At 66.8% G+C, this 24,127-nt stretch carries 22 protein-coding genes; 10 read left to right on the top strand and 12 right to left on the bottom strand.

The window, feature by feature from the left end:
- Positions 1-52: 52 nt before the first annotated feature.
- From SD72_RS07740 to SD72_RS07725, 4 genes are all read right to left on the bottom strand, one after another.
- Positions 53-1,462 carry an O-acetylhomoserine aminocarboxypropyltransferase/cysteine synthase family protein gene (locus SD72_RS07740; RefSeq protein WP_084766949.1) on the bottom strand — a complete coding sequence of 470 codons (1,410 nt, stop codon included), beginning with the start codon at positions 1,460-1,462 and terminating at the stop codon, positions 53-55.
- A gap of 2 nt (positions 1,463-1,464) precedes the next feature.
- A complete protein-coding gene (locus SD72_RS07735; RefSeq protein WP_042543874.1) occupies positions 1,465-2,676 on the bottom strand; it encodes a MalY/PatB family protein in 1,212 nt (403 codons plus the stop codon).
- Between the two features lie 69 nt (positions 2,677-2,745).
- The gene (locus tag SD72_RS07730) at positions 2,746-4,011 is read right to left on the bottom strand and encodes a heparan-alpha-glucosaminide N-acetyltransferase domain-containing protein (RefSeq protein ID WP_042543873.1); all 1,266 of its coding nucleotides are present in this window, start codon (positions 4,009-4,011) and stop codon (positions 2,746-2,748) included.
- A 76-nt stretch (positions 4,012-4,087) separates the two neighbouring features.
- Positions 4,088-5,761: a SulP family inorganic anion transporter gene (locus tag SD72_RS07725; RefSeq protein ID WP_042543872.1), complete on the bottom strand. Its 1,674-nt coding sequence runs from the start codon at positions 5,759-5,761 to the stop codon at positions 4,088-4,090.
- A gap of 86 nt (positions 5,762-5,847) precedes the next feature.
- Between SD72_RS07725 and SD72_RS07720 the strand changes: the two genes are divergently transcribed.
- Positions 5,848-7,197, top strand: coding sequence for an anaerobic C4-dicarboxylate transporter (locus SD72_RS07720; RefSeq protein ID WP_042543871.1), 1,350 nt, complete (start codon positions 5,848-5,850; stop codon positions 7,195-7,197).
- Positions 7,198-7,277: 80 nt separating this feature from the next.
- On the opposite strand, the gene SD72_RS07715 is transcribed toward SD72_RS07720, so the two are convergent.
- The 3 genes from SD72_RS07715 to SD72_RS07705 all read right to left on the bottom strand — a co-directional run bounded on the left by SD72_RS07715 (position 7,278) and on the right by SD72_RS07705 (position 9,556).
- On the bottom strand, positions 7,278-7,907 hold the full coding sequence (locus SD72_RS07715) for a GNAT family N-acetyltransferase (RefSeq protein WP_052492550.1): 630 nt from the start codon (positions 7,905-7,907) through the stop codon (positions 7,278-7,280).
- A 12-nt stretch (positions 7,908-7,919) separates the two neighbouring features.
- The gene (locus SD72_RS07710; protein ID WP_042543870.1) at positions 7,920-9,017 is read right to left on the bottom strand and encodes an N-formylglutamate amidohydrolase; all 1,098 of its coding nucleotides are present in this window, start codon (positions 9,015-9,017) and stop codon (positions 7,920-7,922) included.
- A 62-nt stretch (positions 9,018-9,079) separates the two neighbouring features.
- Positions 9,080-9,556, bottom strand: coding sequence for an ATP-dependent zinc protease family protein (locus SD72_RS07705; RefSeq protein ID WP_084766947.1), 477 nt, complete (start codon positions 9,554-9,556; stop codon positions 9,080-9,082).
- A 26-nt stretch (positions 9,557-9,582) separates the two neighbouring features.
- Here SD72_RS07705 and SD72_RS07700 point away from each other — a divergent pair, with 26 nt between their 5' ends.
- The 6 genes from SD72_RS07700 (at position 9,583) to SD72_RS07675 (ending at position 16,760) form a co-directional block, all read left to right on the top strand.
- Positions 9,583-10,779: a RimK family alpha-L-glutamate ligase gene (locus SD72_RS07700; protein ID WP_042543869.1), complete on the top strand. Its 1,197-nt coding sequence runs from the start codon at positions 9,583-9,585 to the stop codon at positions 10,777-10,779.
- A gap of 7 nt (positions 10,780-10,786) precedes the next feature.
- Entirely contained in the window at positions 10,787-12,604 is a 1,818-nt protein-coding gene (locus SD72_RS07695) for a helix-turn-helix domain-containing protein (protein WP_042543868.1), read from the top strand.
- A gap of 111 nt (positions 12,605-12,715) precedes the next feature.
- Positions 12,716-13,987 (top strand): hydroxymethylglutaryl-CoA reductase, degradative, encoded by a 1,272-nt coding sequence (locus SD72_RS07690; RefSeq protein WP_042543867.1) that lies wholly within the window; start codon positions 12,716-12,718, stop codon positions 13,985-13,987.
- On the top strand, positions 13,984-14,925 hold the full coding sequence (locus SD72_RS07685; protein WP_232299688.1) for a hydroxymethylglutaryl-CoA lyase: 942 nt from the start codon (positions 13,984-13,986) through the stop codon (positions 14,923-14,925). The genes SD72_RS07690 and SD72_RS07685 overlap by 4 nt, the downstream gene beginning before the upstream one ends.
- Positions 14,926-14,940: 15 nt before the next feature.
- On the top strand, positions 14,941-15,378 hold the full coding sequence (locus tag SD72_RS07680) for a hypothetical protein (protein ID WP_042543866.1): 438 nt from the start codon (positions 14,941-14,943) through the stop codon (positions 15,376-15,378).
- Complete coding sequence (locus SD72_RS07675; protein ID WP_042543865.1) at positions 15,378-16,760, top strand: tripartite tricarboxylate transporter permease; 1,383 nt, start codon at positions 15,378-15,380, stop codon at positions 16,758-16,760. The genes SD72_RS07680 and SD72_RS07675 overlap by 1 nt, the downstream gene beginning before the upstream one ends.
- A 55-nt stretch (positions 16,761-16,815) precedes the next feature.
- Here the strand turns inward: SD72_RS07675 and SD72_RS07670 are convergent, their stop codons facing one another.
- The gene (locus SD72_RS07670; RefSeq protein WP_198141910.1) at positions 16,816-17,397 is read right to left on the bottom strand and encodes a hypothetical protein; all 582 of its coding nucleotides are present in this window, start codon (positions 17,395-17,397) and stop codon (positions 16,816-16,818) included.
- 107 nt (positions 17,398-17,504) lie between these two features.
- Between SD72_RS07670 and SD72_RS07665 the strand changes: the two genes are divergently transcribed.
- Together SD72_RS07665 and SD72_RS07660 are read left to right on the top strand one after the other, a co-directional pair.
- On the top strand, positions 17,505-18,728 hold the full coding sequence (locus SD72_RS07665; RefSeq protein WP_042543864.1) for a sensor histidine kinase: 1,224 nt from the start codon (positions 17,505-17,507) through the stop codon (positions 18,726-18,728).
- The gene (locus tag SD72_RS07660) at positions 18,725-19,417 is read left to right on the top strand and encodes a response regulator (RefSeq protein ID WP_042543863.1); all 693 of its coding nucleotides are present in this window, start codon (positions 18,725-18,727) and stop codon (positions 19,415-19,417) included. Before SD72_RS07665 ends, SD72_RS07660 begins: the two co-directional genes overlap by 4 nt.
- Before the next feature lie 13 nt (positions 19,418-19,430).
- Here the strand turns inward: SD72_RS07660 and SD72_RS07655 are convergent, their stop codons facing one another.
- The 3 genes from SD72_RS07655 to SD72_RS07645 all read right to left on the bottom strand — a co-directional run bounded on the left by SD72_RS07655 (position 19,431) and on the right by SD72_RS07645 (position 21,764).
- Entirely contained in the window at positions 19,431-20,426 is a 996-nt protein-coding gene (locus SD72_RS07655) for a diacylglycerol/lipid kinase family protein (protein WP_084766944.1), read from the bottom strand.
- Positions 20,427-20,565: 139 nt separating this feature from the next.
- Positions 20,566-21,138 carry a hypothetical protein gene (locus tag SD72_RS07650; RefSeq protein ID WP_042543861.1) on the bottom strand — a complete coding sequence of 191 codons (573 nt, stop codon included), beginning with the start codon at positions 21,136-21,138 and terminating at the stop codon, positions 20,566-20,568.
- 83 nt (positions 21,139-21,221) lie between these two features.
- Positions 21,222-21,764, bottom strand: coding sequence for a GNAT family N-acetyltransferase (locus tag SD72_RS07645; protein WP_042543860.1), 543 nt, complete (start codon positions 21,762-21,764; stop codon positions 21,222-21,224).
- 45 nt (positions 21,765-21,809) lie between these two features.
- Between SD72_RS07645 and SD72_RS07640 the strand changes: the two genes are divergently transcribed.
- Positions 21,810-23,432: a deoxyguanosinetriphosphate triphosphohydrolase family protein gene (locus SD72_RS07640; protein ID WP_084766943.1), complete on the top strand. Its 1,623-nt coding sequence runs from the start codon at positions 21,810-21,812 to the stop codon at positions 23,430-23,432.
- A 3-nt stretch (positions 23,433-23,435) separates the two neighbouring features.
- On the opposite strand, the gene SD72_RS07635 is transcribed toward SD72_RS07640, so the two are convergent.
- Positions 23,436-24,125, bottom strand: a complete 690-nt coding sequence (locus tag SD72_RS07635) for an NUDIX hydrolase (protein WP_052492549.1) — start codon at positions 24,123-24,125, stop codon at positions 23,436-23,438.
- Positions 24,126-24,127: the final 2 nt, after the last annotated feature.

Genomic DNA, 24,127 nt, shown 5'->3' with positions numbered 1-24,127 from the left:
TTCCCGACCGATCGTCCACGGTTGGGAAGCCGGCTGCGCTGGGGCGTCGCAGTTACCCGGCGGTGGGCACCCCGGCGAGTGCTTGGGCGAGGTCAGCGATGAGGTCGCGTGGCGACTCGAGGCCGATCGAGAGGCGCAGCAGACCGGGCGTGATGCCCAGTCGGTCGTTGATCTCGGGTTCGAACGTGGCGTGTGTTGAGCTGAGCGGGTGGATCACCATCGAGCGAGTGTCGCCGATGCCGGTCATGCGCGAGAACACGCTGAGCCCGTCCACGAATGCGCGTGCGCCGTCGATGCCGCCGCGCACGGTGACGCCGAACACCGAGCCGGTGCGCGCTCCGGCCCCGCTGGCTGCGATGCCGTAGTCGCGGGCGGCGAGCTCGTACAGTGGCGAGCTCGGGAGCCCCGCGTAGTCGACTGCCGCGACGCTTGGCTGCTGCTCAAGCCACGTCGCGATCTCGAGTGATGACTCGACGTGTCGCTCCATCCGCAGGGAAAGCGTCTCCATGCCCTGGTGGAGGAGGAATCCGTTGAACGGCGAAAGCGTCGGCCCGATGTCGTTGACGACGGCCTCGCGCGCGGCCCTGGCGTACGCGCCAGTACCGAAGCGATCCACCATCGACCCGAGCCCTGGCTTCACAGCGGTGATGAGCGGGAACGAACGTCCAGCGCGCTCCGCGGCCTCCCAGTCGAAGTTTCCGCCGTCGACGATGGCGCCGCCAACCGCAGCGCCATGCCCCGTGAGGAACTTCGTCGTTGAGTGCACGACGATGTTGGCGCCGTGCTCGAACGGGCGGATGAGTGCTGGGCTGCCAACCGTGTTGTCGACGATGAGCGGAAGGTTGTGCCTCGCGGCTACGGCCGCGATGCGGCGCAGGTCGGTGACGTCGTTGCGCGGGTTGGGGATGGTTTCTGTGTAGATCGCCTTCGTGGTCGGGCGGATCGCGCGATCCCACTCTGCGTCGTCCTCCGCATCCCACACGTAGTCAACCTCGATGCCGAAGCGCTTGAGGCTGCGGCCGAAGAGGATCCGCGTTCCGCCGTAAATCGATGCGGTCGACACGATGTGGTCGCCCCCCTGCGCGAGGGTGAACAGCGCGGAGGAGATTGCGGCCTGCCCGCTCGAGACCGCGACAGACACCGATCCGCCCTCGAGCGATGCGAGCCGCGCCTCGGCGACCGAGTTCGTTGGGTTGCCCTGGCGCGAGTAGATCGGGTCGATGCTGCGGCCAGCGAAGCGGTCGACCTGGTCGTCAAAGTCCTCGAACACGTACCCGGCCGAGAGCGCGATCGGTGGCACGCGAAGCCCCGTGTTCAGGTCTGGGTATTCGCCAGCGTGCACCTGCCTCGTCTCGAAGTCGAAGCCCTCCCAGTTGAGGTTCGGGGGAGTGGCCGGTGCGTGCTCGGTGCCGGCGTGCTCGGTGCCGGCGTGCTCGGTGCCGGCGTGCTCGGTGGTCGCCATGGTCAGTTCTCCCTGGTCGTCGTTGCGGGGAGGATCGCGGCGATGCGCCGCACCGCCTCCCGGAGTGTGTCTGGTGCGCAGGCGAGGTTGACTCGCACGTGCCCGGCCCCACCTCGCCCGAAGTGGGCGCCGTCGTTGAACGCGACGCGCGCCTCGGTGAGCACGGAAAGGTACGGGTCGTCGCCGAGCCCCGCGCCGCGGAGGTCGAGCCAAGCGAGGTAGCCGGCGCGCGGCCGGGTGAGCGTCACGCCGGGGAGGTGCGCTGCGACGAGCTCGGCGAGCAGGGCGCTGTTCGCTTCGATCTGTGTGATGGCCCGGTCGAGCCAGTCACCGCCGCGCGCGAACGCGGCGACAGAGGCGTGGAGGCCGAGGATACTCGCCCTGGTCGTGGTCTCCGGCGGCAGCCGCAGCAGCAGCGCATTAGCTCGCTCGTCCGCCGCGACGATCACCGAGCACTTTGTCCCCGCGATGTTCCACCCCTTGCTCGCCGAGGTGGTCGTCACGGCGAGGGCACCGGCGGCCGCTGCGACCGGCGCGAACGGGATGAACGTTTCCCCTGCGTGCGTGAGCGGTGCGTGGATCTCGTCTGAGATGACGGCCACGTCGTGCCTCGCCGCGAGCGCCGCCAACCCAGCGAGCTCCGCACGCGTGTGCACCGTGCCGTGCGGGTTGTGCGGGTTACAGAGCAGGAAGGCGCCAACGCCGGCTGCGAACTCGCGCTCGATAGCGTCAAGGTCGAGCCGCCCCCCTGCGCCCTCGGAGGTGAGGGGGATCTCGACGACGTCGCCGGGTACCTCCTCGAGCATCTCGAAGAATCCAGGGTAGACGGGGGTCGTCACCGCGATGCGGGTGGCAGCCGGAGCAAGCACGCGCAGCGCCTCGACCACGCCCGTCGCGACATCGGTCGCGAGGTGAATGTGCTCGTGCGGCACCTCCCAGCCCCAGCGCTGCTGCGCGAATCCCGCGAATGCCGGGGCGAGCGGGCCCGGTCCATCGAGGTACCCGAGGTCTGAGGCGGTGACGCGCTCGATGAGGGCTTCCCGGATCACGGGGGCGACGGCAAAGTCCATCTCTGCGACGAACAGCGGGAGCGTGTCCGCTGGGAAGCGCGTCCACTTCAGGCTCGTGCGGGTGCCGCGTAGGAGCGCGGGGTCGAGTTCGCCGAACGGGGTACCGCTCGGATCTGCGCCGGTGGGGTGCTGACAGTCAACCATGTAGCCATCTTGCCCCCGGGCGTCCCCGAGGCGCGATCCCGGAGGTAACGCGGCGTCATCCTGGCGAAGTTATGTGCGGGTGACCCCGCGCACAATGCCTGAGGTGAGTGCTTCGAGTGGCCCGCGCCGCCCCAGCGCGGAGAGGATCGCGCCGATGACGAGCACGCCAGCGAGCTGGATGCCGTACGCTCCAAGGCCTGCAACCCACCAGGGGAACGTCGCGCCGAAATCGGTTCCAGCGTAGATCGGCCCGTACGCTGCGGCTGTCGCGATGAGGTGCAGCGTGTAGATCGTGAGCGGAGCGGCACCGGCTGCGCGGAAGATGTCGGTGATGCGGCCCGGGGGCGTGCGGCGGGAGTCGAAGAGTGTCACGAGCAGGCCGATCACGGCGAGCGAGATACCGACAGTGCGGAGCATCTCCATCGGGGCGCCAGAGTGCGGGGCTGCGACAAGCTGCGCCCACAGCTCGGGCGACGTTGGTGCGCCGAACTGCTGCATCCCGAGGAACTTCGTGAACGTCGCCATGTCGAGACCCTCGGGGGCTGCGACACCGAAGCGTGCGAGGTTTGCGAGCGTCCAGTTCGAGACGAGAGTTGCCGCCACCGCGAGCCCAGTGCCGACGACGGCCAAACTCAGCGCGGTGCGTGAGAGGCGGCCCCGGTCGTTCGCCGCGATGAGTGCGCGGGCGATGAGCATGCCGACGAGCAGGTAGGCAACCCAGGTGATCGCGGGGTAGGTGCCGGTGAGCAGCAGCCCGCGGACCGTCTCGAGTGGCTCGGCTGCGATCGTTTCGAACGATGGGGATCCCGCCTCGCTGACGATCTCGAGAGCGTCACGCACGAATGCGTTGACCGGTCCGCCAGCGAGCCAGAGCACCCCAGCTGCAACCGCGATGACCCACGAGCGGGCAGCGATGAACACGGAAACGAGGATGAGGGAAGCACCGTAGTACGCGAGCACGACGATGATTGGGCTGAGGAGCGCGCCGAGCGCGAGACCGATCACGATGAGGATCACGCCGCGCAGCATGATCGACACGATCGCGGCACCCGTGCGGCCGTCGGCAAGCGCTCGACGGCTGGCGAACACCGCGCTCACCCCGCCAAGCACCGCGAAGAGTGCTGCGGCTATCCCGCTCGTCAGGGTGGTCGCGATTTCGGCCGCGCGCTGGTCGAGCAGCGAGGCTTCCGGGTTCTCGCCGACGATCGCGACGAGGTGGTTCGCCATCATCCCGATGACGGCGAGGAACCGGGCAAGGTCGATTCCGATGTAGCGTGCGCTCGCGCCCCGCGCCTTCGGTGCGGCGCGGTCGGGTGAGAGTGTGCTGCGTTCCATGGTGTCCAGTCTGTCTGAAGGAGCGGGAATCGCAATCAGCCGGGAGGACCACCGGCGTGGCACCTGGGTACCGTCGTTACGATGCTCGCCTGATGTGGTCACGCGCGTGCTCGAGTGCCGGGTCGAGCTCGTCGAACAGGTGGTGCGGATCGCGCAGCGAGGAGATGACTCCGAGCCTGTCGAGTAGCCTGCGGTGGTGCGCCTGCACGCCCTTGATGAGCACGGTGACGCCGCGGCGTTCGAGGCTCGCGACGAGGCCAGCGAGGGCGTTCGCTCCCGTCGCGTCGATGATCTGCAGGTCGGAGAGGCGGAGGATCGCGACCTCGACGCCCTCCTCGTCGGAGATGGCTTCGACGAGTCGGTCCGCCGCGCCGAAGAACAGTGACCCCTCCACCCTGAACAGTGCGATCCGCTCGTCACCGGTGTGCGCTTCGCCCGGGAGGGGCTCCCTTGTCGCGACGCTCATGTTGCCGAGCGTGCGCAGCGCGAAGAACGCCGCGACAGCGACGCCAATTCCCACGGCGACGACGAGGTCGACGCTGACCGTGATGAGTAGCGTGATAGCGAAGGTCGCCGCACTCGACTTGCCAGAGCGGAAGACGCGCTTCGCCGTTTCAAGCGAGACCATTCTGGCCGCGGTCATCATGAGCACGCCTGCGAGGGCAGCGAGGGGGATCGCTCCGACGACGGGCGCCGCGACGAGCACGACGAGGAGCAGCGCGAGCGCGTGCACGATAGCGGCCATGCGGGTGCGTGCGCCGGAGCGCACGTTCACTGCGGTGCGCGCGATGGCTCCCGTCGCCGGCATTCCGCCGAACAGGCCCGAGGCGATCGATGCGAGGCCCTGGCCGAACAGTTCGCGGTCCGCGTTTACCGGGCCGGTGTCTGCGATGCTCGCGGCGACCCGGGCGGAGAGCAGCGACTCGATCGCGGCAAGGGCGGCGACCGCGGCGGCTGGGCCAGCGAGCGAGGCGAGCATTGCCGCGTCGAACGTCGGCAACGTGGGTGCCGGAAGCGAGCTCGGCAGTTCGCCAATGGTCGGCAGCAGCGACCCAGCGAGTGCTGCGGCGACGGACACGATGAGAATCGCGGCGAACGAGGAGGGGAAGCCGGGTGCGAAGCGCTCGAGCAGCAGCATGATGACGGCGACCGCGGCGACCGCTCCGAGCGGCAGCAGCGCGCCAGGCCAGCTCGCCTCGGTAACGGTCTGCCAAGCCGCGACGACGGCATTGGATGAGTGACCGGTGTTCGTGACGCCGAGCGCAGCTGGCACCTGCTGCAGGAAGATGATGATGCCGATACCGGCGGTGAAACCCTCAATCACGGGCCAGGGGATGTAGCTCACCGCACGCCCGAGCCGGAAGATGCCGGCGAGTACGACCATGATCCCAGCCATGAGACTCACGACGGCGACCGCCCCGGCGCCGTGGAGCACCACGATGGGGGCGAGCACGACGACCATGGCGCCGGTCGGGCCGGAGACCTGCACGTTGGATCCGCCGAAGATTGCGGCGACGAGCCCGGCAACGATTGCGGTGATGAGGCCAGCCTCGGCGCCGACGCCAGAGCTCACGCCGAACGCGAGCGCGAGTGGGAGCGCGACGATGCCGACGGTGAGCCCGGCGACGAGGTCACCCCGCCAGCCTGTGCGGAGGCCACGGTAATCATCGCGAACAGGGAGCAGGGACCTGAGCCCCGCCAGGATTGTGGACACGTGTCGCCTTTCTCTTCTCTCTCCATAATGCCCCATCTTGCTTGATAGATGTTTCACAGAAAAAGCTGGGTACGAACGCGCTGCAAGGATAGTCTGATCCAGAATTAGTCAAAGGGGAACTGATGGATATCTTCTTGTTCATTACGCAGTTGCTCGTTGTGCTCGGATGCATCGTCATGGGCACACGGTCAAGCGGCGTCGGGCTCGGACTCTGGGGTGGCACTGGTGTCGCCATCCTCGTCTTCGTCTTTGGGCTCGCACCGGGAGCTCCTCCCGTCGACGCCCTGCTCATCGTCCTGTCGGTCGTGCTCGCGTCATCGATGATGCAGGCAGCAGGCGGGATCGACTGGATGGTCTCGATAGCGGCGAAGGTGATCTCGAAGAACCCGAAGCAGATCACGCTCATCGCGCCGCTCACCGCGTTTCTGTTCTCGGTCGGCGCCGGCACGTCGAATATTCTCTACCCGCTCCTCCCCGTGATCTACGACCTGTCGTACCGCAACGGGATTCGCCCATCGCGGCCGCTGTCGCTTTCCGTTGTCGCGACCGGCATCGCGCTTGCGTGTAGCCCCGTCTCGGCCGCGATGGCGGCGATGATCGCGCTCACCGACACGGCACCGTGGAACTTCGAGCTCATGGACATCATCAAGGTGACGCTCCCAGCCGCGATCGTCGGCATCTTCCTCGCGAGCCTGTTCGTGCGCCGGCTCGGTAAGGACATCGCAGACGACCCCGAGATCCAGGCGAAGATCGCCTCGGGCAAGCTCGTCGCACCCGGCGCAACCGCGACCGAGGTCAAGGCAGAGGTCACCGTAACCAAGGAGGGCCGCTGGGCGGCAATCATCTTCCTCCTCGGGGTGCTCGTCATCGTCATCTTCGGCCTCTTCTCCGGGCTTCGCCCGCTCGGCGCCGGCGAGGTGCCCCAGCCGATCGGCATGACCCCGATCATTGAGATCATCATGTTCGTCGCCGGTACGCTCATCATGCTCGTCTCGAAGCCCAAGGTCGCTGAGATCCCGACGATGACCGTGTTCCGTGCCGGTATGGTTTCGGCGATCGCACTGTTCGGTCTTGCCTGGCTCACGAATACGTTCCTCGGCGAGCACTCGAAGCTTGTCGCAGAGGGCATCGGCGGCCTCGTTGATACCGCGCCCTGGATCTTCGCGCTCGGTGTCTTCCTCGTCTGCGTGCTCACGACCAGCCAGTCGACCGCGACGAACTCGATCGTGCCGATCGGGCTTGCAGCTGGGATTCCGCTCGGTCTCATGAGCGGTATGTGGGCGGGCGCCTTCGCCGGTATCTATCTGCTGCCGACCAACGGCTCGCAGATTGCGGCGGCGAACTTCGATGAGTCGGGCTCGACCAAGCTCGGTACGAAGCTTGTCGACCACTCGTTCTTCCTGCCGACGCTCATCCTCGCGGCCGCCACGATCGCGGTCGGCTCGCTCTTCGGAGTGCTCTGGGGCGGATAGGTTCGCACGTCACGAGGAGCGGCTCGCCTGATGGCGGGCCGCTCCTCGTGCGTGTGGGGCCCGTCGCACCCGCGCCGCGGCTAGCCGGCGACGCGGAGGTAGGTCTGCACCGTCGGCGACCCGGGTATGGCGACCTGTTTGGCCGGAACGTAGCCGATGCGCTCGTAGCGTGCGTCGTTCGCGGGGTTCGACGATTCGAGATACGTCTGCAGGCCAGCCTCGTCGTAGCGTTCGAGCGCCGCGGCGACGAGGCCCATCCCGATACCAAGCCCGCGCGCCTCGGGAGCCACCGCGAGCATTGACAGGTACGCGTGGGGTGCGGTCGGCCGCGCCTCCGCAAACAGTTCACCCTCGCTCAGCAGCGCATCCGCGGCAGCGCCGCCGATGGTCGACCGCAGCAGCGACTCGTATGCTGGCGCGTCATCTTCGTGCACCTCGTCCGCGCCGGGCGGGAACCACGTCGACACGGCACCGATGCTGCCGTCGGGCAGCACCGCTACGAGCGGTTCGCCGTGGCGGATCGCCTGGTCTACCATGAACCGCCAGTGCGCCAGCGCATGCTCGCGTCGCGCAGGGTGCTCAGGGAACGCTGGCCCCCAGACCGGATCGTTCAGAAAGCCCTCGCAGAGGATACGGGCGGCCTCCTCGAGATCATCCGCGCCGAGCGGGCGAACCGTGAACTGTGCGGGAGCGTCTGTGCTGTGAGCCATAGTGTTCCGATATTACTGCGCGTCGCGGAACGCGTCCCAAGCTCGCTTGCAGGCGCGTGCGATCATGTCGACGTGCGCCGGGTCCTCGGCGACCCAGTCGGTCCCTGGTTGTTGGAGCTCTGTCGCGGCCGGGGCACCGAGCAGGAATTCGCGAAGGAACTCGGCCTGCACCGCGCCCAGCTTGAGCCCGGCTGCGTCGGCGTCGGCGCGTAGCTTGCCGAAGCGTTCGCCGGCCGCGCGGATTTCCTCGCTGCCAAGGTAGGGCTGGTTGAGCAGCACGGCGGCGGGATCCGTGACCTCGAAGCCGGAGCGGTGGGCGGCAGCGAGCGCCCGCAGGTCCGCAGGGTCCATGGTGGGGAGATCCGACGGGTCTCGCTCCTCGCCGTCGTGGTCGCCGCGGTTCGAGAGCGCGACGACTGCTGGGAGCCGATCTGCCTCGGCGCGCTCGACGTTCACCGCACCCTCGCGGGTCGTCGTCGTGTTCATCGTGTCGTGGAATGACAACCTGGTGAACGAGCCGCCCTGTTCGAGGCCCTTGGCGACAAACCTGTCGGTGAGTTCCTCCCGTGTGCGCTCGTACACGCCAAGCCCCTGCTCGGCGGTGTCCGCGAAGGCGTCAACGAGGCGCTGCAGCCCCTCGTCTGTGTCAGGGATCTCGAGGATCGGGAAAAACGAGAACGTGACGGGGCGGATCGCGTCAACGCCGGTGAGGTCGACCTTCTGCCACGCTCCGGCCTCTCGCACCCGCTCAATCGCTGCGGCGAGATCGGCGCGCACGTCGGCTGGCTTCTTCCGGTTCGGGTCGCGGATGAGGCGCGGGTGCGGGTTGATCACCGCGACGATGCGGGGGTCAATCTCGGCCCAACGACGCACGATCGCCGCGGTTGCAACGTCCGAAAAGTCGTATTGCAGCCTGCGGGTGAGCGCGGGTGAGAGGAACTCGGCGAGCTCCTCGGGGATTGCTGCGCCAGAGTGTGGTGTGGCAACCAACACATCGGCGTCGGCGATCGCTTCTTCGAGCGTACGGGTCTCCGGGTTCGCGTAGTGCGTGATCTGTTCAGCGGTGAAGATCGTGCCGGCCGGGATTAGGTCGAGTGAGTTCGTGCTCATGTGCTCAGACTACCCACGCCGCAGCGACCTGACCAGGGGTTTGTGAGTGCGGATTGAAAAGCCTATGCGCGGCCGCGGTTGCGTTTCCGGATTGCCGCCGGCGGGCGGCCCCCCAGGTACGACGCGCCCGAGTCGACCACGTAGCCCTGCTTGAGTGCTTCGCGCCCGATGAGCATGCGAAAGACCATCTCCTCGCGATCCGTGAGGGTCACCTCGACGGGCACGACCCGGCCGACGAGGCCGAGCTCCATCACCACAACGAGCCGGTCCTGCGTGTGCCCAGACGAGCTCCGAACCGTGCGCCTATCGTGAATCGGCAGCTCAACCTCGACGAGGTCGAGCGCCCCCTCCTGCCACGGTTGCACTGTGAACCTGACCCACTCGGCCCCGTCACGATCGAAGGGGGTAATGTTGCCCGCGTGCAAGGCCGAGGTTTGCGCCCCGGTGTCGATCTTGGCCTTGATCCACTGCACTCCAACACCGGGCAGGCTCACCCATTCGCGCCAGCCCGTAAGGGTGCTTGAATAGTCTTTGTCCACGGCACCTATCTTGGCAGGAAATCAGCTTGAAACTGGCGATTCTTTCGCGCGCCCCACAGGCGTACTCGACGCAGCGCCTCCGCGCGGCCGCTGAACAGCGCGGTCATAACGTGAAGGTGCTGAACACCCTTCGCTTTGCGATCGACCTTGCGACCGATGAACCGGACCTGCGTTATCGCGGCAAACAGCTGAGCGACTACGACGCGATCCTGCCCCGCATCGGCAACTCCATCACCTACTTCGGCACCGCCGTCGTTCGCCAGTTCGAGCAGATGGACGTCTACACGCCGAACACCGCGAACGGCATCTCGAACGCGCGCGACAAGCTGCGAGCCATCCAGATCCTCTCACGGCACTCGATCGACATGCCGCCGACCGCATTCGTGCGCAACCGAGCCGACGTGCGCCCAGCGATCGAATCCGTCGGCGGCGCACCCGTCGTCATCAAGCTGCTCGAGGGCACGCAGGGGATTGGCGTGATCCTCGCCCCCCAGGTGAAGGTCGCCGAGGCCATTATCGAGACGTTGCACTCGACGAGGCAGAACGTGCTCATCCAGAAGTTCATCTCCGAGAGCCGGGGCCGCGACATCCGCGCCCTCGTCGTTGGGGACCGCGTCGTCGCAGCGATGCGCCGCGTCGCATCCGGAGACGAATTCCGTTCGAACGTGCACCGCGGCGGCACCGTCGAGCCCGTGCAACTCGATCCCGCATACGAACAGACCGCGGTGCGCGCAGCCCAGATCATGGGCCTCCGCGTCGCGGGCGTCGATATGCTCGAGGGCGACGACGGCCCACTCGTCATGGAGGTCAACTCCTCCCCGGGCCTGCAGGGCATCGAGACCGCGACCGACCTCGATATCGCCGGCGCGATCATCGACTACATCGCGAACCAGGTGAACTTCCCCGAGATCGACGTACGCCAACGCCTCTCCGTCTCCACCGGCTACGGCGTTGCGGAGCTCGCAATGCACGCCGGCGCGGAACACGTGGGCAAGCAGCTCGGCGACCTCGGGCTGTGGGAGCGTGATATCACCGTGCTCACGCTGCACCGCGGCGTTCAGGTGATCCCGAACCCGCGCAAGCACGTCGTGCTTGAGCCAGAAGACCGACTGCTCTGCTTTGGCAAGCTCGAAGAGATGCGATCCATGATCCCCGAGCGTCCGCGTCGCCGCGCCCGCGTGCGGAAACTCCCGCCCGAGGCGCAGAACTTCGTAGACGGGTAGCGGCACCGTGGCGGAAGACCTTGCTGGCCTCATCCGTCGCATGGGTGAGGGTGCGCATGTGCCCGAGCAAGACATTCGTGCTGTCACAGCGGAAGCTGACGTAGCCGAGGCTCTCCTCGACCTATCGCGACGCACAGCTGGCCTTCGCCAGCGCAGCACCGAGCTGCGCGCGGTCATGTCGTCAACACGCGACCTGCTGTCGACGACGGACGCTGAGCTCCTGCTGCACCGCATCGTCGATCGCGCACACGAACTCATCGAACTCGACATCGCGTATCTCTCTGTTTACGACGCAAGCAACGAGGAGCTGTATGTGCGTGCCGCGACGGGCACGACGTCGCCACGGTTCCTCACGATGGTTGTTCCGGCAGGCATCGGTCTCGCGAGCCTCGTTGCGCGCACCAGACACCCGCAGTGGGTGGAGGACTACGACGCGCTCACAAGCGTTCCGCACGACCCCGTCATCGACGACATCCTGCGGGAAGAGCAGCTCCGTTCGCTCGTTGGCGTCCCGCTCGTCGTCGGTGACGACGTACTTGGAGTGTTGTTTGGTGCGAGCCGACAGCCGCACAGTTTCAGGCCGGAAGAAATTTCGCTGCTGACCACGTTCGCCGGACATGCGGCGCTGGTGTTGCAAACGGCGCGACTGCTGCAAGAGGCAACCACCGCGACCGCGCAGGCGGCCGAGCGGCAGCACGCTGCAGAGTGGGCGGCGTCGCTGCACGGTGAACTCACCGACCTTGTCGTGTTCGGGTACGGAACGGACGCCGTGATCGGCGCCCTGGGTGATGCGCTGCAGCGCAAAGTTGGGCTCCTCGACGTCGCGGGGAAGCCCGTCACTGGGCAGCTCGCAGGTGGCGAACAGCGGCGCAGTATGCGCGCGCACATCGAGCGAGCTGTGGCCGGGGGCAAGAGTATCCGGCTGAGCAGCGGTGCCGTCGAGCTGGTTGCGCCAGTGCTTGCCGCGACGGGCCACCTCGGCGCGATCGTTGTCGAGCGTGGCCGCTCCCCGCTGACCTCCGTAGAGCAGCGGGCGGTCGAACGCTCCGCAGTGATCGCGGCACTCGTGACGCTGAGACATGACGCTGTGGAGCAAGCAGAGGATCGTGTACGCGGCGAGCTCGCAGTTGAACTGTTCGAACCAGAGCGCCGTGAGTCAGGTATCAGCAGGGCCGCGGCCAGAGGGTATGCCGTTGCCGAGCCGTGGGTCTTGTTCGTTGCGGTACTCCCGCCCGAGCAGCGCGCTGCGGCCCTTGCCGGTGTTCGGCGGCGTCACGAATACCTCGCTGCCCCTGTTCCAACGGGGATCGGGGTGCTCGCGCCGCTGCGTTGCGCTGGGGAGCGAGGCGAGCGCATTGTCGCGGCGACAGGGCAGCCGCGCGTCGGTGGTGTCTATCTCCACGCTCCGAGTCTTGAGGGTGCGGCCAAAGGCGTGGAAGAGGCTGTTCAGAGTTCAAAGCTTGCGCTCGGCCTCGGCCTCGGCAGCGGCATTGCTCCGGTGTCGACGCTTGCGCCATACGCGCTCCTATTCGGCGGAGATGGGGGTCGGCTCAGGGAATTTGTTGCGGACACGCTCGCGCCGGTGATCGCCTGGGACAGTGCCAACGGCTCACAGCTGGTCGAGACGCTCGCGGCGCTGTTTGATACGAGATGGTCACTCACCGCCGCTTCGCGCGAGCTACACATTCACCTCAACACGCTCAAACAGCGCGTGCAGCGCCTGCGTCCCCTCATCGGGGATGCGGCCGACAACCCAGAGGCGCGGTTCCGGCTCGAGATAGCTGTGCGGGTCGAGGTAGCGCGCCGGGCTCTCAAAGAGACATAGTCGACCGTCCAATTACGTCCAATTTGGACCTGATCTCGCGGTGCTCGGCCTGCTTTGATAGCTCGGATGGGGTGACCGCGGCGTGCGCGGTCCGCATGAGAGGACAAAGACGTGGCCAAGACTTCCCGCCTGAGCGGACTCCGTAATCTCAGCGTTTCAGAGCGGCGCACCGCGCTCGCCGAAGCGCTGGACATCGATGAGGTCGCGCTTCAACCGCTCACGGGCGATGGCCTCTCCGAAGAGCAGGCCGAGCGGATGATCGAAAACGTTATCGGCCAGATTGGTGTCCCCGTCGGCATTGCAACAAACTTCATCGTCAACGGGCGCGAAGTCCTCGTGCCCATGGCAACGGAAGAGCCTTCCGTCGTCGCCGCAGCGTCGAACATTGCTCGCATGGCGCGGCCGCTCGGCGGCATCACCACCACCACGAGCGCTCCGCTCATGCAAGCCCAGATCCAGCTGCTTGACGTCACGGACCCGCACGGCGCGCGTGCACGTATCCTCGAGTCAGCGGTCGAAATCATCACGCTCGCGAACGAGCAGGACCCAAAGCTCGTTGAGATCGGCGGGGGAGCACGCGAGGTCCGGGTTCGCCTGGTGCCCAGCTCTGCGGGTGGCGTGCACGTGGTCGTTCATCTCGTCGTCGATGTCGCGGATGCTATGGGCGCAAACGCCGTGAATACCATGGCTGAGGCGGTCGCCGGTCGGCTCGCAGAAATCGCCGGGGGTAGGCCGCTGCTGCGGATCCTCACCAACCTTGCCGACATGCGCCTGGTACGCGCCAAGCTCAGCATCGAACCCGAGGCGCTCGGCGGAGAGCAGGTCGTCGCGGACATGCTCACTGGGGCCCTCCTCGCGGTGGACGATCCCTACCGTGCGTCGACCCACAACAAGGGCATCATGAACGGCATCTCTGCGGTGGTCCTCGCAACCGGAAACGACACGCGTGCCGTAGAGGCTGGCGCGCATTCCTACGCGGCACGCGATGGAAGATACCGTGCTCTCTCGCGCTTTGAGCGGGATGCTTCGGGCGCGCTCGTCGCAACGCTCGAGCTCCCGATGGCTGTCGGCCTTGTCGGCGGGGCGACGAAGAGCCATCCCGCGGCACGCGCCGCTGTCGGGATCACCGAGGTTCGTTCTGCCGCAGAGCTTGGTGAGATCGTCTGTGCAGTCGGCCTCGCCCAGAACGTTGCAGCGGTTCGGGCGCTTGCCGCGGAAGGAATTCAGCGCGGACACATGGGGCTGCACGCACGCAACGTCGCCGTGGCAGCTGGCGCGGCCGCCGAGGAAGTCGATGCGCTCGCCACAGCTCTCGTCGCTGACGGGCGGGTGCGCCAGGATGTTGCGGAGCAGTTGCTCACGCAGCTTCGGGAGCAGCAGTGAGCGACATCCGGGCGCTCGGTCTCCCCACGGCGTCGCCGCTCGCTGGGCTGCCAGACACGGTCGAGATTTGGGAGATGGCGCCGCGAGATGGGTTGCAGGCGGAAGCCAGCATTCTCGGCATCGACGACCGGGTTGAGCTCATCGAGCGCCTTGCCGCCGCTGGGTGCCCCGTGATCGAGGTGGGGAGCTTTGTACGGCCCGACCGGGTCCCAGCAATGGCGGGTTCTGACGAGGTGCTTCGTCGCGTCTCCCACCTGCAGGCTCGCACGCCCGTTCTCGTACCGAACCTCCGCGGATATGAGCTCGCGAGGGCGGCAGGTGCAGAGGAGATCGCTGTCTTTCTCAGCGTCACCGAGTCGTTCTCGCAGTCCAATCTTGGCGCGTCGCGCGAAGCAATGGAAGCTGCCGCGGCGGCGGTAGTGGCGCGGGCAGCGGCCGACGGGGTGCGAGTTCGGGGTTATCTGTCGATGGTGTTCGGTGACCCGTGGGAGGGTGCCGTCAACGTGCGCGACGTCCTCGGACTCGCGCAGCGAATGCGCGCATTTGGTGTGAGCGAACTCTCGCTCGGAGACACGATCGGCGTCGCGACCCCTGGCCAGGTCACCGAAGTTATCCGCACGCTGACAGGCGAAGGGATCCCCATCACCGATCTCGCCCTGCATATGCACGACACCTATGGCCAAGCGCTCGCGAACGTCGCAGCAGGTCTCGCCGCTGGTGTGCGTGTCTTCGATGCTTCGGCGGCCGGAACCGGAGGCTGTCCCTTTGCGAAATCGGCGACGGGAAACCTTGCAACCGATGATCTTCTCTGGATGCTCGCTGGGCTGGGCATTCGCACTGGCATCGATCTCGATGCACTGACTGAGACCAGTGCGTGGCTAAGCGCCGCGCTCCGGAAGCCCCCAACATCACGAGTCGCAATGGCGCTGGCCCGCTAGAAAAGAGGACCTTGAATGAATAACGACCACCTTCTGGAGGTGTGGGGTGACACGGTTGACAGCCGGCACCTCATCGCCTCGATCGGACTCGGCGTCGGCATCGCCGTGCCTGCCTATTTTGCCGCGGAGTGGGGCTTTGGCATCCTCACCGGAGGCGACGCGCTCGCCCACTCCTACTCACTCGTGAGCGGACTCGCCGCGTGCGTGCTTGCCGCAGTGATCGCCGCCAGGATCTTCAAGCCCAAGCGCGTTGTTCGCATTGGCGAAGCCAGCACTGGGTCGCGAGCAGAGGCGATGGACGCCATTGAGGCTGAGCTCGGCCCGCTCGGCGATCCTGACGAGCTGCCGGCTGCGACCCTTGCAGAGGTGCGCGAACTCGGCCTCTACGACGACCTCCGTGCGCAGCACTTGAAGAACGAGCAGCGTCGCTCTACAGAGGAGACAACGAACTAATGGAACTCCTCGAACTCGCTCTCTGGGCCATCAGTATGGCCCTCGCTGGGGCCGTAGTGTTTGGTCTGCTCGGCCTCGTCTCAGGCACTGATGAAACGGCGACCATCGCGCCCCTTACGCTCCTCGTGATCCTATTGGGAGTGCCGCCGGTCGGCGTATTCGCCTTCTTCATGGCGGCGATCGCCGCTAAACACATCACGCACGCAATCCCGACGACGCTCTTGGGTATCCCCGGAGATACTCTCGCAGCGCCTCTGCTGCGAGACGCGCAAATGTTGCGCGAGCTTGGCGTGCCCCACATTGCGCTGCGTAAAGCGATTTCTGGTGGCGTCGTCGCCGCGCTCATTGCTGTGCCACTCGCCGTGCTGTTTGCGATGATCCTCACTCCGTTCTCTGACGCGATCAGCTCGGTAGCACCGTGGCTGTTCCTTGCCGCGGCAGTGCTCATCGCCGTGCTCTCGAAGGGCCGGTGGGGCGCCCTGATCGCCCTCGTACCGTTCGTGCTCATCATTGTCGGCCTGCAAGGGTGGGCCACAGGCGTGCTCGGCAAGGGTCTCTCGATCAGCTTCTTCCTTGGTATCGCGATCGGACCGCTCATCGCTGACCTTGTGCTCGCTTCCAGCCCGGTCGGGCGAAAACTGCTCAAGCGCGACGCCCCCCGCACGTTCGAGCTTGCCGCTGACGTGCGCACCTGGAAGGGTCGTGCCCCGAACCCGCTGCGCGTGCTCGACCGTGGCCAGCTCTCCGGCACCGCCGCTGCGGCCGTTGTATCGAGCGCCACCTTCGTATTCTCGCCAGTAGCGATGACGGTGCTCATGGGCGAGACATTCGGAGGCCGCATCAAGAACGGTTACCGGCGTCTGACCTCGATGATGGCGATCAAGAACGGCACGACGGAGTCGACGTATATCGCTGAGACGCTTATTCCGTTGATCGCGATCGGTCTGCCGCTGTCGCCAATGGCGGCTGGCCCCGCCAACCCGCTGTTCAATGCACCTCCGGTGTACACCATTGACGCGGAGACGGGCACGACGAACAACCTCCACAACATGCTCGAGCCGTGGCAGTTCTTGGTATTCGGGCTCATCGCGGTGATCATCGCGTTGCTCATCACCTACCCGTTTGCCATGACCCAGGCCCACCGTGCCGCATCATGGATTATGCGCAAGGTGTCGCACGAAGCGATCATCGGGGCGTTTGCCGGCCTCATCGCGGTTATCTGCCTCTACGAGGGCGGCCCGGTCGCTCTCCTTGTCGCAGTGAGCATCGGCCTCGTCGGTGGCCTCCTCAACCGGATGTTCCAGGTGCACACCGGTGTTCAGTTCATGGGCTACTACGTAGCCGCGTTGACTGTTCCGGCAATTGGAGCGCTATTCGGTTAGTGATGCAGCGTGAAGCCTGCCGGGAGAGGTCTCCTCTCCCGGCAGGCTTCTGCCGTTACTGCCCTTCGGAGGAGGCGCGCTCGGGTTGACTCCGCGCGTTGCCGCCGCCCGACACCGTCAGCCACAGGGGCCAGCCGACGAACCAAATGCCGGTGACGATCCACACGCGGCCGATCCACCCGACGAGCTGTTCCGTGCGCGACGTGTCGCCGACGAGCCACACGATGAGGCCGATCACCGCGGTCGCGATCACCGCGCAGAGCAGCATCCTGCCCCACTGCTGCCATTCGTACCGCAGCTGCGCAGGGCCAGACTTCGGCGCCTTGAACGGTGGCGGGCCGCCGGCGAAGCGGTGCGCGAACCAGCCATCTGCGCGTCCGATGATCTGATGGCCGAACGCGACCGTGAAGCCGAGGTAGACCGCACCGAGGCCGTGCGCGAAGTCGGCGGTCGCGCCGTTGACCGCGAGATCCCACGTGATAAGCCCGAGCAGCAGCAGGTCGAGCAGCGGCACGCACAGCAGCAGCACGCTCGAGAGCCGCCGCATGCGCAACAGGTAGCGTGCGCCAAGGCCCGCCGCGAGCACAGCCCAAAACCCGATCTCGCAGGCGATGATGCCGATCACAATGATGTTCATCCAGCAAGCATCGCTGGCGTGAAGCGTGCGCGCGTCATGCGGCCGGTCGGTCCTTCTCCTCCGTTCGAATGAGCCCCGGTTTGGCCCGTGTGCGCGAGGATGGAACCATGGGCGTTGCTTGGATTGAAAGACTGCGGTCGCAGCCGGCAAGCCGTGCGATCGCGATCGCAGTGTTCTGGCTCGTCGTCGGCGTCGTGCTCTGGTCGTTCGGCGTATTCGGCCTGTGGCAGCACCTCGCTGTGCTGCACGCCCCACGGTCGGCGTTCCTGCTCACGCTCGGTGCCATGAGCGCACTGCTCCTGCTGCGCACGCGTATGCCCATGCTCGCGCTCGGGGTAGGCGTTGTTGTTGCGACGCTCGATGTGCTCATGGGAGCGAGTCTTGCGGTGGTGGCCATACTCACCGACCTCATCTACGCTGCCGTGAAGTACGGCAGCGTACGCGGTGTGCGGATCCTGCTGCGGATCGCCGTGGCCGCTGGTATTGGGCTCGCGATCGGTATCCCTCTCGTCGCGCAGAGTCGCCCCGACCTCGCGGTGATGCTGTTTCAGTGGGCACTCATCGTGCTCGTATCGGGGCTCTGGGGAGGGAACGTCCGCGCCGAGCGAGTGCTCACGCGGACGGAGCTCGCCGGAAGGCACGCTGCCGAGAACCGGGAGCTCCGCACTCGTATCGCCCACGATCTCCATGACCTCGTCGCGAACCAGATCGCCGTTGCTGGCCTGCACATCGAAGCGGCCAAACTCCAAGCCGCGAAGCTGCAATCAGCTGGGGGACTCGCGCAACTCACGCTGAGCCTTGATCGCGCAACGAGCGGAACGGAGCGTGCCCACCGCGAACTGCGCGATCTCATCTCTGTCCTCACCGTGGTGGATGAGGTTGCCGGTGACGGTGACCCCAGCGACCCGGTGCGGCTCGCTGAGGCGTTCGCCCAGCTCGGGCAGATGCTTCCAGCCGGGCGAGCATTCGACTGGGAGACCGGAGCGAAAGAGCGCCTGAGTGAGGCCCTCCAAAGCGCCGAGCCAACTCGGGCGAAGCTCGTGCTGCGCGCCCTCCAAGAGCTCGTCGCAAACAGCGCGAAACACGGCGAAGGCAACGTCAGCTTTCGCACCGAAGTCACCCCGGACGGCAGCACCATGCGTGTCTCGCTCGAGAACGCTGTCCCGCCTCACCCGCCGGTGCGCCCGCCGGGCACGGGGCTGGGGATCGGGGGCACCAGGGTGCTGCTCGCGAGCGTCGGCGGCGAACTCGAATCGGCGCAGGCGCCTGGCGGCTGGCGAGCAACACTCACCGTTCCGTTACACCACACCGAAGCCGGGAGGCCGCAATGAATACCCCGATTCGAGTCGTCGTCGCAGATGACCATGAGGCGGTGCGAAGTGGGGTCGTTGCGATCCTGCACACCGGTGACGACATCGAGGTCGTAGCCGAGGCAGGAAACGGCTTCGACGCGCTCGCCGCATGTCACCGGGAGCGGCCAGACGTCGCGATTCTCGACCTTCGCATGCCGGGAACCGACGGGGTATGGGCGACCGAGCGCATCACCGCTGAGACGGCTACGCGCGTGTTGGTGCTCACCACATACGACTCGGGCGAGCTCCTCGCGAGCGCGCTCGCTGCCGGAGCACACGGCTACCTGCTGAAGAGCACGAGCGGGGGCGACCTCATCGAGGCGGTGCGGCACGTCGCGGCTGAACGGCACGTCCTTGACCCGGTGGTCACAGGTTCCGTCATCGCGGGCTTTGCCGCAGCCCAACGCGGCGCCGGCGCATCAGCGGAAAGCGGAACAGGCAGCGCAGCCCAACGCGGCGCCGACGCGCCGGCGGTGGCCTGGCTGAGCGAGCTGACGCCCCGCGAGCGCGAGGTGCTCGCACTCTTGGTGCTCGGGCTCACGAATCAGCAGATCGCTGACGAGCTGCACGTTGGCCTCACCACAGCGAAAACGCACGTTGGCGCGCTGTACGCGAAGAGCGGGGCAACGTCGCGCGTGCAGCTCGCTGCGCTCGGGGCCGACTTGTAACTCGGGTGGCGTGCTACCGGACTGCGAGGGCGGATGGGAGGATCCGCACCTCGAACCCTGTGACGTCCTCAAAGTTGTCCCCGTCGACCTCAAACGCATGCGGGTGGGGGAGCTGGGCTCGCACGGTCGTCGCCCGCAGGTGCTGTGTGCTGTCGGAGCTTTCTGCGCGGTCTGCGCGGGTGAGGATCCGCTTGAGGCCGTTGTCCCACACCATGTTGCGCATCGTGTCGAGCCATGCTGCCGCGCCGTCTGCGCGGAGGACGAGCAGGTCGAGTTGCCCATCGTCCGGTTGCGCGTCTGGTACGAGCGTCATCCCGCCCTGGATCATTCCGCAGTTCGCGATGAGGAGCGTGTGCGCGTGTTCTGGCGCGGGGCGTTCGTCATCGAGGGAAAGGGAGAACTCAACGACCTCAGTCGCTGTCGCGGCGCGGCCGAGCGACTCGACGTAGGCGAGCCAGCCCGCTTTGGCCTTGAGCTCGTCGTCGGTCTCCACGATCATGTGTGCGTCGATCCCGAAGCCGATCATGACGACGAACCCGTGCTGCTCGACCGACCCGTTCGCGAAACTGATCCGCACCTCGCCGAGGTCGAGCGGCGAGGCGGTGCCGGTGAGTACTCGGGAGAATGCCGCGGTGATGTTTCCCAGTGGCACACCGAGATTGCGGGCGAGCAGGTTGCCCGTGCCGAGGGGGATGATCCCGAGTTCTGCCTCGGGTGAGCCCGTTCCCCCGATCCCCTCGGCGACTGCCCGAACCGTCCCGTCACCGCCCGCCGCAACGACGATATTGCAACCGGCGGCGAGAGCCTTCGCGGCTGCGCCCTGGCCCGGATCCTCCGGGGTCGTTTCGAACCACTGCACCTCGGGTGCGGCTGGGGTGCCCTGTGCCGCGTCTCCATCCGGGTCACCGCCGGTGCTCCCGACATTTGTGAGGGCGGTGTCGATCGCGCTGCGGAGGTCTTCCTCGCTGACCTTCGATGGGTTCCACACGAGTCCGATTTTCTGATCCAAGGTGTTCCCCCCGAAAGTGTTATGTCTTGAGCTTTCCCAAAACATTCGTGAGTCTATGATGTCGATGCACGCTGGTTGGCAGCTGAACACGGAGGGGATCCACCCCCGCCCCGCGCCAACCAAGCGGCAGGAGAGCGCACTAGAGCGCGCCGAGCTGCGCCTTCCAGTGCGCGCGCCACCGCTCAATGACCGAGCCGTCGGCAAGTCCTTCATGGCTGACCGCGAGGACGGTCTTCCCTGCGTCCTTCGGCGCCGCAGACACTTCGACCTTCCCCGCGCCACCGAGCGAGAAACGCACGAACGATCGCTTCGCGGTCTCAGACGTCCGCAATCCGGACACCGAATGACCAAGATGCTCGGCCGCCGCGCCGTTGGCGGCAACCCAGGCAGCAATCGCCGCGTCGCGGTCAACCGGGAGCGTACGACTCGCGCTCACACGAAAGTCTCCTGTCGACGACTGCCCTGGGACGCGGAGCCCGACGTGCTGCTCGAAAGCAATCGCGGTGCCCTGCGCCCACCACCCCTCGTTGTCGACGCCCGGTGGCATCGTCGCCAGCGCAAGCTTCGCGATTTCCGCGTGGCTGAGCGAGCGCGCACCGTGCGCATCGAACACCGCAAGCCAGTCGCTCCACGAGCGACCCGTTGCCCGCTCGACAGCTGGAACGCGCTCGCCCCTGGTGTCATTGCCAGTCGGCCCCGTCATGCTGTTCATGGAATCAGTGTAAGCGCGGCCCCCGGCACTGTCAGCCCCGCGCGCGGCGGCGCGGACGGCCCCACGCACGGCGGCGCGGACAGCTACGCGTCCCTGTCGCCAGCGAGCATCCCGTACACGAGTGTGTCGCACCACTCACCGTGCATCCAATCGTTCTCGCGCAGGTGACCCTCGAGCTGCATCCCGAGACGCTCGGCTACGCGCATTGACGGCGTGTTCCGCGGGTCGATTTTTGCCGCGACGCGGTGCATCTGAACCTGCCCGAACAGAAAGTCGAGCAGCCCAGCTGCCGCCTCCGTGACATAGCCCTTCCCCGCGTGCTCCGGGTCGGCCGCCCACCCGATGTCCGCGATGCCGTGCTCGCGATCCGTGTACCAGCTCACGAGATCCACGACGGGCTCCCCATCGCACGTCGCAACGACGGAAACAGCCCCAGCATCCGTATCGAAACCGCGGCGCGACAGCCGCTTCGCCACTTCGCCGTCCGCGATGTCTTCGGTCCACGGGCCAGCCGGGATGAAGCGGCCGACGTCAGGCCGGGCGTGCACACTCACGAGCCAGTCAACATCGGCCTCGGTGAGGAGGCGCAGTTCGAGGCGTTCGGTGTGCAAGAGCATGTCAGTCATAACTCAATGCTAGAACGGGGCCGCCTGAGTGGTTGAATGAGGGGCATGACTGAGCACGCGATTCCGGTGACCCGAGCGAGCAGAAGATACGCCGAACAGGAGTCCTCGCAGCACGCGTCTCTCACAGCCGACACCCCTGACGTGCAGGGTGAGAGTGGTGAGATCGGCGACAGCTCAGAGCTCGAACAGTTCCGCATCGATCTTGAGCGCATCCGCTTCTCGTCGTACTTCGCCCGCCTCTCCGACGTCACCCAGGTGGTACCACAGTCGGGCGTTGGGCCCGTGATGCACAACCGCCTCACGCACTCGTTGAAGGTGAGCGCGGTCGCGCGTGTCGTCGCGTCAAACCTCGCGGGCGCCGCGGCCCAGCACGAGGCCTTCGCGCGCGGCGAGGCAGCGCACGACGACGAGACCGGCGCGACCATCGTCGCGCTCGGCGGCTGCGACACGATCGTTGCGCAGGCCGCAGCACACGCGCACGATCTCGGCCACCCGCCGTTCGGGCACCTCGGCGAGCGGGTGCTCGACCGCGTCGCCCGCGAGCGGCTTGGCCTCGCCGAGGGCTTCGAGGGCAACGCGCAGACATTCCGCATCCTCACCTCACTCGACACGCTCGGGCGCGATTTCCCCGGGCTCAACCTCACTGCGGCCGTGCGCGCTTCGGTGCTCAAGTACCCGTGGACGCGCGGGCGGTGGATCGGCGTCACCGCCGATGACCTCCCCGTCGCCGAGCGGCCGCGCGGCGTAGGCAACGACCCGGTCAACGGCGCCGAAAAGTTCTCAAGCTACGTGCTCGAGGCTGGCGAGCTGGAATCCTCGCTCGCTGCGTTCCCCGCAATCGGCGAGGGTGTTCAGACCGTCGAGTGCGCGGTCATGGACGTCGCAGACGACATCGCCTACGCCGTGCACGACCTGGACGACTTCACGCGCGCAGGCGTGCTGCAGCACGCTGCCGTTTCGGCCGAGCTGCAGACCTGGCTCGCGAAGGACACGGCGCTCGCCGCCGAGCCGCTTGCGGCGATCCAGGCAGATTGGCGCAGGCCTGGTCGCTCGCTCGAGCTGCGCTGGCGGAGCATGAGCCGCAAGGACGGCTGGATCGCCGACCGCGGTGCCTTCCGTGAGGCCGTGCAGCGAGTGAGCGACGAACTCGCAGACGGACTGCTCTCGACTCCCTACGACGGTGGAATCGCGAGCGAGCGGGCCGTTTCGGGCTTCACCAGGCGGTGGATCGAGCGGCTCCGCTCGGCGATCGTCGTTGAGGCGAGGCCGCACATGCGCGGCGGGCACGTTCGGTTGAACCAGCGAGCGTGGCACGAGGTCGCCGTGCTGAAGTTTGTGCACTCAAGCTTCGTGCTCGAGACCCCGGACCTCGCCCACTCGCAGCGCGGCCAGGCCAGGGTCGTCGAGGAACTCGTGCTCGGCTTCGACTCCTGGCTGTCTGACCCCGTCGACGCCGGGCGGGCGCCCAGGCGGCTGCTCGAGTGGGTCGACGAGGCGACGGAAAGCCTCTTTGAGCTGTCCCGGGATCGCCCTGAACTGCTGCAGGGCGACATTACTGGGACGGGAATCCGTCGCCGCGGCCGCGCCCGCGCGATCCTCGACTACGTCTCCTCGTTCACGGACCAGCAGGCGGTCGCAGCCTTCGGCCTGCTCACCCGTGCGGGGTGACGCTCAGCCGGTGACCGCGAAGTCTGTTCCCGGCTGCCACGGCGTCGACCAGCCGACGCCGTCGTAGACGCTGGAGAGCAGCATGCCGGTGAACCCCCACACGGTGTGCCCGCCGAAGCGTTCCTGCAGTTTGAAGGCTGCGCCGCGGTGGGTGAAGCCGTCGCGCTGCAACACCGAGTGGCCGCGGGCCGCCGGGTCGAGCATTTCCGCAACGGGAACGCGAAACACCTCGACGGACTCCGTGCGGTCCGCTGCGACCTCGCTCGGCAAACGCCACCAACCGATGACGGGCGTCACGAGGTTGCGGCTCACTGGCACGTGAATCTCGGGGAGCGTGCCGAGCACCTCGACCCCTGCCGGGTCCAACCCCGTCTCCTCCGCAGCCTCGCGGAGCGCGGTGGCGGTGATGTCGGCGTCTTCAGGTTCGACGCCGCCGCCGGGAAACGCGATCTGGCCGGCGTGGTGGCGCATACGGTCGGCCCTACGGGTGAGGAGAATGTCCAACTCGGTTGGTACCGGTCGCCCTGCGGTCGGATCGGCTGGGATGCTGTCGAGCGCGCCGAAGAGAATCAGCACCGCCGATCGGCGCAGTTCGCCTTCCCGAGCGGGAAACGGCGGGGTGAATTCGATGTCGAATCCGCGATCCACCGCGTCTTTGAGTTGTTGCCGGGCTTCCGCTGCAGTACGTGCCATAC

This window comes from Leucobacter komagatae, assembly GCF_000834055.1.
Taxonomy (GTDB): domain Bacteria; phylum Actinomycetota; class Actinomycetes; order Actinomycetales; family Microbacteriaceae; genus Leucobacter; species Leucobacter komagatae_A.
The sequence above is the reverse complement of the archived record's forward strand: the minus strand, read 5'-3'. Positions and strand labels throughout refer to the sequence as shown.